Annotated in this window: 13 protein-coding genes; 6 read left to right on the plus strand and 7 right to left on the minus strand. The window is 69.6% G+C overall.

Going from position 1 to position 14,482, the window contains the following annotated elements:
* Nucleotides 1-35: 35 nt before the first annotated feature.
* Nucleotides 36-1,991 (plus strand): YfjI family protein, encoded by a 1,956-nt coding sequence (locus AC2CHE_RS04070; RefSeq protein ID WP_484503526.1) that lies wholly within the window; start codon nucleotides 36-38, stop codon nucleotides 1,989-1,991.
* A gap of 653 nt (nucleotides 1,992-2,644) precedes the next feature.
* The gene (locus tag AC2CHE_RS04075; RefSeq protein WP_484503527.1) at nucleotides 2,645-3,487 is read left to right on the plus strand and encodes a DUF4231 domain-containing protein; all 843 of its coding nucleotides are present in this window, start codon (nucleotides 2,645-2,647) and stop codon (nucleotides 3,485-3,487) included.
* Nucleotides 3,488-3,784: 297 nt separating this feature from the next.
* Here AC2CHE_RS04075 and AC2CHE_RS04080 read toward each other — a convergent pair whose 3' ends face one another.
* The 3 genes from AC2CHE_RS04080 to AC2CHE_RS04090 form a co-directional block, all read right to left on the minus strand.
* Nucleotides 3,785-4,591 carry an HAD family hydrolase gene (locus AC2CHE_RS04080; protein WP_484503528.1) on the minus strand — a complete coding sequence of 269 codons (807 nt, stop codon included), beginning with the start codon at nucleotides 4,589-4,591 and terminating at the stop codon, nucleotides 3,785-3,787.
* A 149-nt stretch (nucleotides 4,592-4,740) separates the two neighbouring features.
* The gene (locus AC2CHE_RS04085; RefSeq protein ID WP_484503529.1) at nucleotides 4,741-5,043 is read right to left on the minus strand and encodes a cellulose binding domain-containing protein; all 303 of its coding nucleotides are present in this window, start codon (nucleotides 5,041-5,043) and stop codon (nucleotides 4,741-4,743) included.
* On the minus strand, nucleotides 5,040-6,278 hold the full coding sequence (locus AC2CHE_RS04090; RefSeq protein ID WP_484503530.1) for a PQQ-dependent sugar dehydrogenase: 1,239 nt from the start codon (nucleotides 6,276-6,278) through the stop codon (nucleotides 5,040-5,042). The genes AC2CHE_RS04085 and AC2CHE_RS04090 overlap by 4 nt, the downstream gene beginning before the upstream one ends.
* Before the next feature lie 264 nt (nucleotides 6,279-6,542).
* On the opposite strand from AC2CHE_RS04090, the gene AC2CHE_RS04095 reads away from it, so the two are divergent.
* The 4 genes from AC2CHE_RS04095 to AC2CHE_RS04110 all read left to right on the plus strand — a co-directional run bounded on the left by AC2CHE_RS04095 (nucleotide 6,543) and on the right by AC2CHE_RS04110 (nucleotide 10,428).
* Nucleotides 6,543-7,721 carry a sensor histidine kinase gene (locus tag AC2CHE_RS04095; RefSeq protein ID WP_484503531.1) on the plus strand — a complete coding sequence of 393 codons (1,179 nt, stop codon included), beginning with the start codon at nucleotides 6,543-6,545 and terminating at the stop codon, nucleotides 7,719-7,721.
* Between the two features lie 94 nt (nucleotides 7,722-7,815).
* On the plus strand, nucleotides 7,816-8,967 hold the full coding sequence (locus tag AC2CHE_RS04100; protein ID WP_484503532.1) for a hypothetical protein: 1,152 nt from the start codon (nucleotides 7,816-7,818) through the stop codon (nucleotides 8,965-8,967).
* A complete protein-coding gene (locus AC2CHE_RS04105) occupies nucleotides 8,940-9,653 on the plus strand; it encodes a response regulator transcription factor (RefSeq protein WP_484503533.1) in 714 nt (237 codons plus the stop codon). Before AC2CHE_RS04100 ends, AC2CHE_RS04105 begins: the two co-directional genes overlap by 28 nt.
* 73 nt (nucleotides 9,654-9,726) lie before the next feature.
* A complete protein-coding gene (locus AC2CHE_RS04110; RefSeq protein ID WP_484503534.1) occupies nucleotides 9,727-10,428 on the plus strand; it encodes a hypothetical protein in 702 nt (233 codons plus the stop codon).
* Between the two features lie 27 nt (nucleotides 10,429-10,455).
* Here the strand turns inward: AC2CHE_RS04110 and AC2CHE_RS04115 are convergent, their stop codons facing one another.
* The 4 genes from AC2CHE_RS04115 to AC2CHE_RS04130 all read right to left on the minus strand — a co-directional run bounded on the left by AC2CHE_RS04115 (nucleotide 10,456) and on the right by AC2CHE_RS04130 (nucleotide 14,358).
* Nucleotides 10,456-11,205, minus strand: coding sequence for a lysophospholipid acyltransferase family protein (locus AC2CHE_RS04115; RefSeq protein ID WP_484503535.1), 750 nt, complete (start codon nucleotides 11,203-11,205; stop codon nucleotides 10,456-10,458).
* A gap of 122 nt (nucleotides 11,206-11,327) precedes the next feature.
* Complete coding sequence (locus AC2CHE_RS04120; RefSeq protein ID WP_484503536.1) at nucleotides 11,328-13,376, minus strand: amylo-alpha-1,6-glucosidase; 2,049 nt, start codon at nucleotides 13,374-13,376, stop codon at nucleotides 11,328-11,330.
* Nucleotides 13,376-13,744, minus strand: a complete 369-nt coding sequence (locus AC2CHE_RS04125; protein WP_484503537.1) for an SCP2 sterol-binding domain-containing protein — start codon at nucleotides 13,742-13,744, stop codon at nucleotides 13,376-13,378. Before AC2CHE_RS04125 ends, AC2CHE_RS04120 begins: the two co-directional genes overlap by 1 nt.
* Nucleotides 13,745-13,941: 197 nt before the next feature.
* A complete protein-coding gene (locus AC2CHE_RS04130; protein WP_484503538.1) occupies nucleotides 13,942-14,358 on the minus strand; it encodes a CBS domain-containing protein in 417 nt (138 codons plus the stop codon).
* Nucleotides 14,359-14,482 lie beyond the last annotated feature (124 nt).

Genomic DNA, 14,482 nt, shown 5'->3' on the forward strand with positions numbered 1-14,482 from the left:
TTGCCCTCCCCGACTCACGACAGGAGCACGTCATCGTGACCCGACCGCCCGCGCACGACCACGCCGCCGAGCAGGCCGTGATCGGCGCTGCGCTGCTCAACCCGTCCGTCGTCGCCGACCTCGCCTCGACGCTCACCCCGGCCGACTTCTACCGGCCGACCCACGGTCGCCTGTGGGAAGCGCTCTGCGCGATGCACGCCGCCGGCGAACCGGTCGACCCGATCGCCCTGGCCGCTCGACTGGCAGCAACCGGCGACCTGGTCAAGGTCGGCGGTGCCCCGTACCTGCACACCCTGATTGCCGCCGTGCCCACCACGGCGAACGCCGGTCACTACGCGCGGATCGTGGCCGACCACTCCCGCCGCCGCCAGGTCGCCGACCTCGGCGTCTACTTCGCCGAGAGAGCCGGCCAGGGTGCCGACGTCACCGACATCCTCGCCACCGGCCGCGCGATGCTCGACCACGCCGCCACCGGCGCACAGTGGACACCGCTGGTCCCGCTCGGCGACCGCCGGCACCTCCCCGAGTTCCCGGCCTACGTGCTGCCCGAATGGGTCGCCGAGCACGTCTACGCCGTCGCCGAGTTCACCCAAACCCCCGTCGACCTCGCCGGCTGCATCGCCCTGGCCGCCCTCTCGACCGCCGCCGGAGGCCGCGCCGAAGTGGAAGTACGAGGTTCCTGGCGCGAACCAACGAACCTGTTCACCGTCGTCGTCCTACCGCCCGGCTCCCGCAAGTCAGCCGTCTTCGCCGCCATGACCGGACCACTGCTCGCCGCCGAGAAGACCCTTGTCGAGCGCACCAAACCGGCCATCGTAGAAGCCGAACTCGCCGCCCGCGTCGCCGGGAAAACGGCCGAGAAAGCCGCCATCGCCGCCGCGAACGCCGACGCGTCCGGTCGAGACACCCTGCTCGCCGAAGCGACCGCCGCCGCGATGAACGCCGACGCCGTTAACGTCCCCGTCCTGCCGCAGCTCGTCGCCGACGATGTCACCAGCGAGGAAGCCGCATCCCTGCTCGCCGAGCAGGGCGGACGCCTCGCCGTCCTCTCCCCGGAAGGCGGCATCTTCGCCACCATCGCCGGCCGCTACTCGGGCACTCCCAACCTGGAGGTGTTCCTCAAGGGCCACGCGGGGGACATGCTGCGCGTCAACCGTCGATCCCGCGCCCCCGAACACGTCGAACACCCCGCGCTCACCCTCGGCCTGGCCGTGCAACCCGACGTGCTGCGCGACATCGCCGACATGCCCGGCTTCCGAGGCAAAGGACTCCTGGCCCGGATCCTGTTCAGCCTGCCGGAAAACACCGTCGGCCGCCGAAAGATCGGTGCCGACCCGGTACCCGAACCCATCGCCACCGCCTACGCCGCCAACCTCGGTGCCCTCGTCGCCAGCCTCGCCGAATGGACCGACCCGGCAGTGCTCCCGCTCACCCCCGAAGCCAACGAACGGGTGTTGGACATCGAACGGGCCGTTGAGCCACGCCTCGCACCCGGCGGGGCATGGGGACACGTCGTGGACTGGGGCAGCAAATACACCGGCGCAGTAGTCCGCATCGCCGGGCTGATCCATCTCGCCGAACACCTCCGCGACGGATGGGGCAAGCCAGTCACCGCCGAGACCGTCGAACGGGCCGCCCTGCTCGGCGAATACTTCGCCGCTCACGCCCTGGCCGCCTTCGACGACATGGGCGCCGACAAGAGCACGCGATACGCCCGGCTTGTACTCGCCTGGATCGAACGCACCGGCTCCACCACCTTCACGAAGAAGGAGCTGTACCGGGCCGTCCGCAGCCAGATCCCCACCGCCGCCGACCTCGACCCCGTGCTGTCCCTGCTGGAAATCCACGGGTACCTGCGCCACCTGGACCCACCCGCCCGCACCGGTGCCGGACGTCCACCGTCGCCCGCGTTCCTCGTTCATCCAGACGTACACGCGACCGCCGGCACCGTCCACGCCCTGCCCGCGACGGCAGGCCGCAGACTCGCGTAGCCCGCTGGTCCAAATGGCCGCAATGGCAGAAACCCCGCTGAGTCGGGGTTTCTGCCATTCTCACCATTTAGACCAGCGCACGGCGGTCACCTCCGCGCCCACCCGCTGCCGCGAGCGGCGACCGCCCTCGTCATCCCACTGGTCTCTCGGCAGGCCGGGATGGACGACAACGTTAGGTTGAGCGGTTCCCCTTGCGCCCCTCCCGCAGCCAGGCGACAACACTGCCCCCTGCGACCAGGGTGCAGGCTCCGAAGGTCACGGGCACCCACCATGGCCCGTCCGGATCCAACGCCGAAGCGACTGTCAGCCATAGGCAGAGGAGAGCGAGCACCGACCAGGCGATCGGAAACCAGGGCTTACCTCTCTGAGCTGCCAAAACGAACCCCTCCCGTGGACTCTGGCTCCGGCGGTGATCCGCCTCAGTCTATGGGCTGACCCTGCAACATCAGCTTGGGAATCGCGTTGATCTACACGGGGTAGCGACGTTCGTCACCCAGCCCTCCGATTCGGTGCCAAGCGACATAAATCGGAACACAAGTCGGATATCTGACCGACGCCTCATTGAATTTGTCTCGCCCTCTCCTTCCGGAAAGAGCGACTCAACAGCTAACGTGCTTGATCGATCTGCTGTCAATTCCCCGTCTCGGAGCGTCATGGCCACCTCGCCTTCAGGCATCGACCCCGACATTGAAGTCCAGATAGCCGACACGGAAGGCAGGCTTGACCAGGGGAAATTTTATTTCAAGATCATAGCGATTTGGACGATCGTCAGCGCGATCGGCACAGCCACCCTTGTCACAGCCTTTTTCCTTGGAGATCAAGGTGCCGCGGCAGGCGCGACTGCGATCCTCATTATCGTGTCGCCCATATCCTTAATTTTCTCGCTGTTTGCGCTTAGGTCCCAGCGAAATAAACTGTTCGACCTGGACCGTGAGTTAAAGCGCCTCCGCGCCAAACGCCGCACCGTCGACTACAGAACAGGATCCACAGCAGCCGGGCAGAAAAGGTATCAGGCCAGCAGGTCCAAGTACTGGAATGAAGCCTGGGAGTATGTCGAAGAGGCCCGCAAAGGCGCGGCAAAGAATCGAAGGATTCACAACACCTTCCAGGCAGTCATAATCCTTGGGTCAATCCTAGTCACGAGTCTAACAAGTGCAATGGCAGGCTCCAATCCATCTAACTGGATCACAGTCGTGCTGAGCATCATGGTTACTGCCGCAGCGGGCTTCAGCAGCTACTTCAAGTTCCGCGAGCGCGGCTTCAACTTGCAGCAGACAGCTAACTCGATCGAAAAAGAAAGCAATTCTCTCGATCTTCGCATTCGCGATTATGCCGACGACATCGACGAAGACGAAGCCATGCGTACGTATGCAGAGCGAGTAGAGGACCTTAAGGAAGAGCAGCGCAACCGAGAGCTACAACTGGAGCAATCTCCGGACCGCAACACTCAAGCTCACATGGGGAGCCAGCCAGCCTCGGCCACTCAGACACCATAGCGGGAGTGCTTGCGGTCCGGCGCTCCTGAAGATGTCAAGGTTCGCAGGCCGTCGACTTGCCGGCGGAGCTGACTCCTACGTGCCGAAGGAACCGCCACCCGCCCATCGGACCCTCGAACGCCCTCGAACGGGATTACAGGGGTCACCACACCACTGGGCACCTAGCGTCCCTGGCCACCCGTGGAGCTATTCGTGGTGCGAAATGCAGGTTGCCAGGGAAAGTAGAGCGACTCGGAGCAAGAGTTTCTGCAGCTAAAGAAGCTCGTGAAGCCAGGGGCCAGAACGTGAATACCACTTCTAATCCCAAGGCCGCAGGTTCGAATCCTGCCGGGCGCGCAGGCAATCCTCGGGCGAGGAGTTGCGTTGGCGCAGCAGATCGAGCAGGCCGTGGCCGTCCTCGGTGCGGGCGTCCGGCCGTAGGTCGGGGTGGGACGGCTCGCCGTCGGTGCGCGGTGAGCGCATCAGGATCGCGGCACCGGCACCAGCTCGACGAGCGCAGGCCACGTCGCGGTGCACGCTGTCGCCGACGAACCAGCAGTCGCCGATCGGTACGCCGACGGCGTCCGCCGCCAACCAGGCCAGGCGGGGATTGGGCTTGCGGAGCCCGGCCTCATCGCTGTAGAACTCGGCCACGAACAGGTCGGACAGCCCGGCGGCGGCGAGGAAGTCCCGATGCGCCGCCCCGCAGAGCGCGTTGCTGACCACGGCCATCGGCAGACCCGCGTCGGCCGCGGCCCGCAACGCCTCAGGAATGCCCGGGCGGACCTGCCACTCCGGTCGCCACGCCCACGCGTACGCCAGTGGGGTCGCCGCTTCCTCGACCGCCGTGCGGGCCGCTTCGGGCCAGGTACCGGTGACGAAGTTTGCCCACACCTGCGCGTGTGGCAGCTCGACCGGATCATCCGAGCGGCCGACGTCGTCGCGCCACCGCGCGTAGGCCCGGCCGCCCTCGGTCAGGTCGGCGGCGATCTGCTCGGCAGACACGATGCCGCCGATCAGGTCGAGCAGCCGACGCACCAGTTCCGGTGGTGCCGGTGGCTGTCGTGGAGCGTCGGCCAGGACACCGCCGAAGTCCAACAGGAGCGCGCGGGGTGATCGCAGCATGCCCCCATCCTTCCGCACCCCGGGCGCGCGGACCGAACAGGCGCCGCCAGGCTGCGTCACCGTCAATCTTGGACAGTTCCCGTTAGCGAAGAACGGGAACTGTCCAAGATTGGCTCGATCTGGCACCAGGCGTGGGGTCGATGCGGTGGTCAGCTGGTTTGGCAGGGGGTGTCGTTGAGGCGGAAGTCGGTGGGGCGGTCGTTGGTGCCGGAGTAGGTGGCCTGGAAGCCGAAGCTCACCGTGCCGTTGGTCGGCAGGCTCCCGTTCCAGGCGGCGTTGCGCGCGGTCACGTTCCTTCCGGACTGCGTGACCTGCGCGTTCCACGCGTTGGTGACCTGCTGGTTGCCGCTGAACGACCAGGTCACCGTCCAGCTGGTCAGCGCGGCGCCGCGGTTGGTGACTCGTACGTCCGCGGTGAAGCCGGTGTTCCACTGGTTGGCCGTCCAGCTCACCGTGCAGGAAGCCGGCCCGGTGGTCGGCGGCGGAGTGGTGGGAGGGGGCGTGGTGGGAGGGGGTGTGGTCGGTGGCGGCGTCGTCGGAGGGGGTGTGGTGGGAGGGGTGTGGTGGCGTCGCGGGGCGGGAAGCGGAGGATGCGGTCGTCGGTGGCGGCCGGGGTGCCGCGGCCGTCCCGGTTGCTGGTGGTGACCCAGAGCCACCCGTCCGGGCCGTACTCGACGGTGCGCAGCCGCCCGTAGCTGCCCGTCAGTTCGGCGGTGGGGGTGCCGACACCGCCCGACCCGTTCAGCGGCACGTTCCACAGGCGGTTGCCGCGCAGGCTGGCCACGAAGAGCCGGTTCCCGGCGATGGTCGCGCCGCTCGGTGACGCCTCAGCCGGGGTCCAGGTGAGCAACGGGTCCCGGAAGCGGGGATCGTTGGCCCTGCCCTCCACGGTGGGCCAACCGTAGTTGGCGCCGGCGACGATCAGGTTGATCTCGTCCCAGGTGTTCTGACCGAACTCGGTGGCGTACAGCCTGCCCTGGGCGTCCCAGGCCAGTCCCTGCACGTGGCGGTGGCCGAGGCTGTAGACCGGTGACCCGGCGATCGGGTTGTCCGACGGGACGGTGCCGTCGGGCCGGATGCGCAGGATCTTTCCGTTGCGGCTCTGCGGGTCCTGTGCGGAGGCGGTCTGTCCGGCGTCGCCGACGCCGACGTAGAGCATCCCGTCCGGCCCGAATGCGATCCGACCACCGTTGTGGATGGCCGCGCGGTTCAGCCCGGTGAGGATCGGCTGCTGGGTCTGCGGTGCGGTGAGCCGGAACCGGGCGATCCGGTTGTCGCTCGCGGTGGTGAAGTAGACGTAGATCCAGCCGTCCTGAGCGTAGGTCGGCGACACGGCCAGGCCGAGCAGGCCGCCCTCGCTGACCGGAGTCACACCGGAGATGGTGACCACGGGTTCCGGCGACTGACCGGGCCGGACCCGCACCACCTGCCCGGTGGGTCGCTGGGCGACCAGGGCACTACCGTCGGGCAGGAAGTCCATCCCCCACGGCACCTGGAGACCGGTGGCGACCGTCTCGGGCCGGGAGAAGTCGAAGTCGCCGACGGCGAGCAGCGCGGGTGGCGCGTCGTCGCGGGCACCGGACGGACGTTCGGCGCTCGGGACCGCGCCGGCCAGGCCGGCGACGCCGACGCTGCCGACGACCAGACCGGCGGTGAGTACGGCCCCGACCGCGAGTCGGATCTTCATGCCACCCCCTAAAGTATCGATATTTGTGAATCTAGCATGTGGCACCGAAACCCTGTGGCGGTGAAAATACGGTCGGAGCGCGGCCCGCAGGACCGCGTCGGACTACGCGAGGGTGCAGCGGCGCAGCGTGACGGATAGGCGACCGAGGGTCGACCTCGACGTCACCCACAGTCATCAGCTCCGCTGCCGCGTGTTATTCTCCGGCGTCGATCTCCGCAGCGCGGACCCGGATCGGGTCGTTTGTCGCAAAGGATGCCTTTCCCGATGCCGGCCCTGCCCAGCCTGATCACGTCACCCGCCATGGTGGACCGTCCGGCCACCAGCGCGCTCGCGTTCATCTTCACCCGGCTGCCGGCGCTCCTGCGGCTCTCCTGCGGCCTGTTCTGCCTCGTGGTGGCGCTCGCCGTGCGTACCCCACCGGTGCGTCCGGTACTGCTGCTACCCGCTGTGGCGGTGCTGACCGGCTGGTCGCTCTGGTACGCGCTGCGCGCCTGGCGGGACGGCGTCGACGCGTCACTCGTCGCGGTTGACGTGGCGCTGACCAGCGCCGCGTGCCTGGCGATCCCGGTTCTGGTCGCACCCGAGGTGCTGCCCGGTGAGGTCAGTTGGATCGCCGTGCTGGCCAGCACCACGGTGATCAACGCCCAGGCGACCGCACGGGCCTGCCTGTCGATTCCGGCGGGACTGCTGGTCACCGTCGCGTACGCGACGGGTGCCCACACGGCCGGGAACTCGACCGAGGCCAGGGCGCACGCCGCCACCCTGCTGGCCCAGACCGCCTGTACGGCGATGATGACCGCGGTGATGCGCCGCCGAATCACCCGGGCGGACACCGCCTTCGTGGCCGCTCAGCGGGCCGCCCGGGACGCCATGGTCGCCCGGATCGCGCGCGAGGCGGAACGACGGCAGAACCGCGACCTGCACGACACCGTGCTGGCGACGCTCACCATGATCGGGCAGGGCGCGGTGGACAGGTCCTCCACCGCGCTACGCGAGCGGTGCGCCGGCGACCTGCGTACCCTCGCCGCGCTGGCGGAGGCGCGCGCCGTGCCGCACGACGCGACCGCCCGGCTGGACGAGCGTCTCCGGGCCGTGCTCGCCCGGCTACCCGGCCTACGGGTCGCCACCGACCTGCCACCGTGCACGGTGGCCGCACCCGTCGCGGAGGCCATCGCGGAGAGCGCACACGCCGCGCTGGCCAATGTGGTGAACCATGCCCCCGGTGCGCGGGCGGCGCTGCGACTACGCCGGTATGCCGGCGCCGTCACGGTCGAGGTGATCGACGACGGTCCCGGGTTCGACCCGGCCACCGTGCCGGCGCACCGGTACGGTCTGCGCGAGTCGGTACACGGCCGGATGGCGACGATCGACGGGCGTGCCGACGTCGACTCCGCGCCCGGTCGGGGCACCCGGATCCGGCTGGAGTGGTCCGATGTCGGCTGAGCGGCTGTCGGGGAGCCGGCGGACGAGCGAGACGGGGTTCCGACGGCGAGCCGGCACGCCCACGTCCCTGCTGCGTCGGCGCCGGCCGGGTCCGATGCCCAACCCGAGGGCCGGACCGGCGTCCGACGAGGCCGGTGCGGTCCCGGCCGCCGCCGCGGTTGCCCAAACCTCCGATCGGGGTGCCCGGATCGTCGCGGTCACCATCGCGTTGGTCTGGCACCTGGCCATCGGACTGCCCGCGGTGCTCGCCGCCCGGTCGACGCTGGCCGTGCCCGAGGTGGTGCTGGGTGGCTGGTTACTCGTAGCGGCGCTCGGCGTGGTCGCCGGGATCCGGCTGCTACGCGACACCCCGCTGCCGGCGGCGCCGCTGGCCGGCCTGCTGCTCGCAGTCGACGTGGCGGTCTTCGCCACGGTGGGCCGGGCACAGCTGTTCAGCCCGGCGAACTGGGTGTGGGGCACCCTCGCCTGGTTCTTCCTGGTGGTGCTCTGGGGGCGGCCGGTGCGCCAGCTGCTGGTGCTGCTGGCCGCGCACGCGGCCACCGCGCTGGCCGCCGTCGTACTGCACGGCGCGACGGGCGCCGCCGACCTGGCCCGCGCCACGATGGCCCTCTACGGCACGTCGTCGCTGCCGGTGGCGGTCTTCGCTGGTGCGACGGCGCTTGCCGCGCTGTCCCGGCAGCGGGCCGCCACGGCGGTGGCCACGAACGCGGTGGTGGCCGAGCGGGAAGCCGCCGAACGGGCCCGCCACGAACGGGGCGAGCGGCTTAATCTGGTTGGTCGCGCCGCCAGCGAGGTGCTGACCGAGCTGGCTCGGGGGCGGGCCGACCCGGCCGACCCCGAGGTGCAGCGCCGCTGCGTACGGGCCGCTGCCCAGTTGCGTCGCCTGATCGCCGAGTCCGATGACGTGCCCCACCCCCTGCTGCACGAGTTACGGGCCGCAGCCGATCTGGCCGAGCGCAACGGCCTGTCGATTGACCTGGTCACAATTGGTACGCCGCCATCGTTGCCGGTGCGGGTTCGCCGCAAACTGGCGGATCCGCTCACCGCCGGCCTCGCGGACGCACAGGACTGGTCCCGCTTGACCGTGGTCTCCGGTCCCGACGAGGTGGCGATCAGCCTCGTCACACCCGACCGAGATGGCCCGGACATCACCGGGCATCCGCCGGAGGGCGACGACGGGCAGGTGGAGCACCTCTACGAACGGGACGGGAAGATCAGATGGACGCAGACGCGCTGGCACCGGTGACGCCGGGACGGCCCGTCGGTGTGGCGATCGTGGACGACCACCCGGTTGTCATCGACGGAGTGCGCGCCTGGCTGGCCACCGAGCCCCGGCTGACCGTGCTGGCCACCGGTGACGATCCGGACGAGGTGTTGCGAGCGGCACCGCAGGCCGACGTGGTCCTGCTCGACCTGCGATTGCACGGCCGGCTGGTGCTGGACAAGCTCGCCGAGCTGAGTTCCGCCGGGCGACGGGTGGTGGTCTACTCCGAACACTCCGATCCGACGACGATGCTGGCCGCGTTGGACGCCGGGGCGGTGGCGTTCCTCGCCAAGCACGAGGGCCGCGAACACTGTGTGGCCACCGTGCTGGACGCGGCGAGCGACCGGCCGTACGTCGGACCGGCGCTGGCCGGCGCGATGGTCGGCGATCCGCGACCGGACCGGCCGGTGCTGTCCGACAAGGAACGTGAGGCACTGCTGTTGTGGTTCCAGTCGATGTCGAAGGCGTCGGTGGCCCGGCGGATGCGGATCAGCGAACACACCGTCAAGCAGTACGTCGACCGGGCGCGGATCAAGTACACGCGGGCGGGCCGTCCGGCCGCCACGAAGGCGGCGCTGCTCGCCCGGGCGATCGAGGACGGACTCGTCCGACCGGAGGAAATTGGTATCTACCGGTCGCGGGCGTCGACCGATCAGCCGACCCCCTAACGGGCGTCATGACAGCGGCGGATGTCTCGGCGAGGCTCGTGAGTAGCAGCCGTCCGCACCGGAGGTTCCGACGATGCACGATGACGCGTCCCCGTTCTTCATCGCGCCGCACCGGTTCGACGCGGTGGACGACAGTACCGGCCCGGTACTCGACCGACGGCACGAGTTGGTGCCGGATTTCGGCGAGCAGGTGCTCGACCGGCACCGGGTGGACGTGGCCGGCTACCTGCTCGATCCGAGCGACGCCTACCGTGCCTGGGCGCTGCCCGCGCCGGTGGTCCTCACGGTCACCGATCACCGGCTGACGTACGTCGGCGCCGGCACTCAGCTCGCCCTCGTGGGCCCGGGACAGCGCGGTGCGGCCCGGCGGCCCGGGCTGGTCAGCGGGCAGATCCGCTGGCAGTGGCCGTCCCGGCTGGAGTTGTTGCCCGCTGCCGGCGACAGCCCCGCGACGTTGCTGGTGGTCTGCGACGCGCTGCGTACGATCCGGCAGCCGGCACTCGCCCTGGTCGGTACCGACGACCGGATCGGCGCGCTCGCCCGGCAGCTGCGCCACGAAATCGCCACCTTCCGACTGCTCCGGCCGGAGCTGGTGGACCTGTCCCCGCCGGAGCGGGACGCGCTGGCCCGCCTGACCCGGACGGCAGCGCTCAGCGGCGCGGGGCAGGTGCTGCTGCCCGGCGCTCTGCCGGTGGAGTTCCACTCCCGGGACGACTACTACCGGCCGAGGCACGCCGACGCGCCGCCGTACGACGCGGTGTCCGGCCAGCGATGAGCCTCCGCGACGGTCCGGACGAGGTGGTCAGGGAGTCGCGGAGCGGTGGTCGTCGGCGTCGAGCACGGCGGCCGCCTGCGGGGTAGGAGCGCTGCCACCGAGATGCGCCGGCAGCCACCACCGGTCCGTCGGCGTGGCGGGCTGGTCCGGGTAATCCCGCTGAGCCCGGTCGACCAGCGCGGTCAGCCGGGTACGCAGATCCTCGGTCATCGCGGCCGGGTCCGGGTACGCGGTCGGGTCCATCGGCTCACCGACCAGGATGGTGATCGGGATGTGCCGGCGGGTGAGCGTACGTGGACGTCCCTTCGTCCACAACCGCTGAGTGCCCCAGAGCGCGACCGGCAGCACCGGTACCTGCGCTTCGCGCGCCATCCGGGTCGCCCCGTTCTTGAGTTTCTTGACGGTGAAGGAGCGGCTGATCGTCGCCTCGGGAAACACGCCGACCACCTCGCCCGAGCGCAGCGCCGCCACGGCGGCGGCGTACGAGTCGGCACCGGCGCGCCGGTCCACCGGGATGTGTCGCATGCCGCGCATCAACGGCCCGGACACCCGGTGCCGGAACACCGATTCCTTGGCCATGAAACGGACGAGACGTCGGGACTCGAGGGCGCCCAGGCCGCAGAAGATGAAGTCGAGATAGCTCACGTGGTTGCTGGCCAGCACCGCTCCCCCGGTGCGGGGAACGTGATGATCGCCCTCGACGGTGAGCTTCAGGTCGAGGACCCGGAACATCGTCTTCGCTGCGGTGATGACGGGCGGGTACACGAGTTCCGACATCCCGGAACTTTACCCCGAGTAGGTTACGCACCGGTAGGACGGCGGTCACCACGACCCGCCGGGGCGCGGCCGGGTCGCCCGTCGCCCGGTTGGGCGACCCGGCCGCGCGGTCACCCGGCGAGCTAGTGCAGGTCGACCCGGCCACGCGCGAAGGCGTCCACCCGGCCCCAACGGCCCGGGATGTCCAGCACCTCGATCCGGCCCATGCCGACAGGCAGTCGTGGCTCGACCGCCAGGTGCCCCTCGTGCGGCTCCAGGCCGAGCATCGTACGCAGCAACAGCAGCGGGGCCCCCGTCGACCACGCCTGCGGGCTGCACGCCGTCGGGTACTCCACCGGGAACTTCGTCTGCTCACGCGGGTAACCGCCGAACGCCTCGGGCAACCGTCCGTCGAAGTACCGGGCGGCCTCCAGGATGCCGTTGGCGACCATGGCGGCCTCCTCGGCGAAGCCGTACCGACGCAGACCCCAGGCACAGAACGAGGTGTCGAAGGGCCAGACGGTGCCGTTGTGGTAGCCGATGGGGTTGTAGCGCACCTCGCCCTCGGCCAGGGTCCGCACCCCCCAGCCGGTCCACAGCCGCGACCCGACCAGGTGGTTGGCGATCTGCTCGGCCCGGTCGTCGTCCACGATCCCGCTCCAGAGCAGGTGGCCGATGTTGGAGCTGAGCACGTCGCACTGGTGCCCGTCCGGGTCGAGCGCGAGCGCGTAGTAGCCGCCGTCCTCGACCCACCAGTCGCGGTTGAACCGTTCCTTCAGGGCCGCGGCCCCCCGCTCCAGCTGGTCGGCGTACGCCGGGTCGTCCCAGAACTCGCGGGCCAGCCGCGCGCCGCGCATCTTCGCGTCGTACGCGTACCCCTGCACCTCGCAGGTGGCCCGCGGAAACGGTGGCAGGGTGCCGTCGCGGTAGGAGATGGAGTCCCAGGAGTCCTTCCAGCACTGGTTCTCCAGGCCGGTGTCGGTGTTACGCCGCTCGTACCAGATGTACCCGTTGCCGACCAGGTCGGCGTAGTCGTCGATCCACTTGAAGGCCCGGCGGCACTCCTGCTCCAACTCCTTGACCAGCGCGCCGTCGCCGCTCCACTGCTCGTACTCGTCCAGCAGCACCACGAACAGCGGTGTCGAGTCGACCGCTCCGTAGTACGGCGAGTGCGGCTGCTCCTCGAACGCGGCGCTCTCGCCGTAGCGCATCTCGTGCAGGATCCGCCCGGGATCCTCTTCCCGGAAGTCGTCGAACCGGGTGCCCTGCAGCGCCCCGAGGATCCGCAGCGTGGTCGCGCTCAGCTCCGGGGTGAACGGCAACGTCTGCAGACAGGTCAGGATGCTGTCCCGGCCGAACATGGTCATGAACCAGGGCAGGCCGGCGGCGGGCAGGGTCTGGCTGCCCAGCGACAGCGGCGAGAAGCGCAACGCCGCCAGGTCCACGATGCACTTGCGGTACGTGGCGGCCACCTTGTCGTGCTCGCTGTTCACCTTCGGCGCCTTGGCGATCCACTCCTCCAGGTCGTGTTGCAGGGCGAGCCGCTCGGTGCCGTGTACCCGCAGCCCGAGGCGAAGATCCCTGCCGCCCGGGCCGAGCGCCAGGGTCTGCACGTCGATGCGCGTGTCCCACTGCTCGTTCGGTTCCAGGTGGACGGAGTACGCGAAGCCGTTGCGGTCGTACCGGGCCGGCGCGGAGGAGGAGATGATGGTCTCGCGCTTGAAGTTGCCCCGCCGGTAGCCCAGGCGCAGCCGGTCCGGCTCGGCCTCGGAGTAGATCTCACCCTTCTTGTTGAGGATCTCGTCCTTGACCTCGAACAGGTCGGCGAAGTCGCAGCCGGCATCCATCCGGATTTCCAGGTCGACCGCCTTCTCGTCGTGGTTGAGGATGGTGATGTCCTCCCGGAAGCTCCCACCGACCGCCCGCTCCCTGATGATCGACAATTTCGCGTCGACGTAGTGCGTGGCCAGCCCGGGTACCAGGAAGAAGCGCGACTCGTAGTACTGGAGGTCGTCGTAGGAGAGGGCGTTCAGTCGCTCACCGTTGACCGTGAGCACCCACTTGGAGAGAAAGCGGGTGTCGATGGAGAACAGCCCGGTCGGTTCCGTAGGTGTCGCCTCGATGTCCCCGGTGGCCTCGCTGACGACGAAGTTGTTGCCGTCGAGGATCCGTACCGTGTGGCTGGGCGCCATCACTGCACCCCCTTCCGGTAGCGCTGCGGTCCCCGCGCGGACGGCGACCCGGGAAAGATCCGTTCGACCTGGACCACCAGGCGGGCGTCACCGGTGACCGTCATGTCCCCCCGGAGCAGCGCCGCCAGCCCGTTCTCACGGCCGGTGACCATCTCCTCGAACAGCGCGGGGCTGGTACCGACCACCGTGTCGGCCTCCATGCCCTGCCGACTGACCCGGATGTTTCCCCGGTCGATCCGCACCAGCCAGTGCGTGGTCTGCGGCCCCTCGTGCAGGTCGAAGCGCAGGGCTCCGGAGGTTTTCGCCAGCAGAGGTTCGTACCCCTGCTGGTCGAGGTCCTCGAAGAACCGCGTGGTCGCGTCCGCCATCGGGCCCCTCCTCCCGGTCGCTCATGTCCCACAAGCAGGGGTCCCCGACGCCCGGTGGCTCAACCTCACCCGCTTGGGGTGAGGCCGTGCGGCCCGTCGTCGGCCACGGCGAGCTGCCGGGAGCGGACGGGCGTGGCGTCGAACCGCGCGAAGCCGGCTCCCGATGGCTCGGGAACCGGCTTCGGCTGGTGGGGCGATCAGTTGTTGGGATCGTCCGCGCTGATGTCGGCCAGCACCGACTGGGGCTCCCGCTCGACCGCCAGATCGCCCATGGACACCAGGCCGATCAGCCGGCCGTCCTCCATCACGGGCAACCGCCGCACGGCGTACGTCCGCATCAGGTCGGCGGCGGCGACGGCGTCGTCGTACTGACTCACCGTCACCACGTCCTTGGTGGTGATCTGGTTCAGCCGCGTGGTGTCCGGGTCCATGCTCTCGGCCACGCCTCGGACCGTGATGTCCCGGTCCGTGACGATGCCGACGACGTTGCCCCCGTCGGTCACCACCACGTCACCGATGGCGGAGTCGCGCATCTCCTGAGCCGCCGCGACGAGCGTGGCGTTGCCGTCCATGGTCACCAACCGGGTCGTCATGAACTCTCCGACCGTTGTCATGGCGCCTCCCTCTGGATATCGGGCAACCAGGGGTCTACCCGACGGCCGCAGCCAGTAACGTGGCAGGTTGCCGCGCCGGCACTGCACGCCCAGTCGCACCCCGGTCGGCCACCACGACCCGGCG

This window comes from Micromonospora sp. ATLC16 (genome assembly GCF_057196645.1).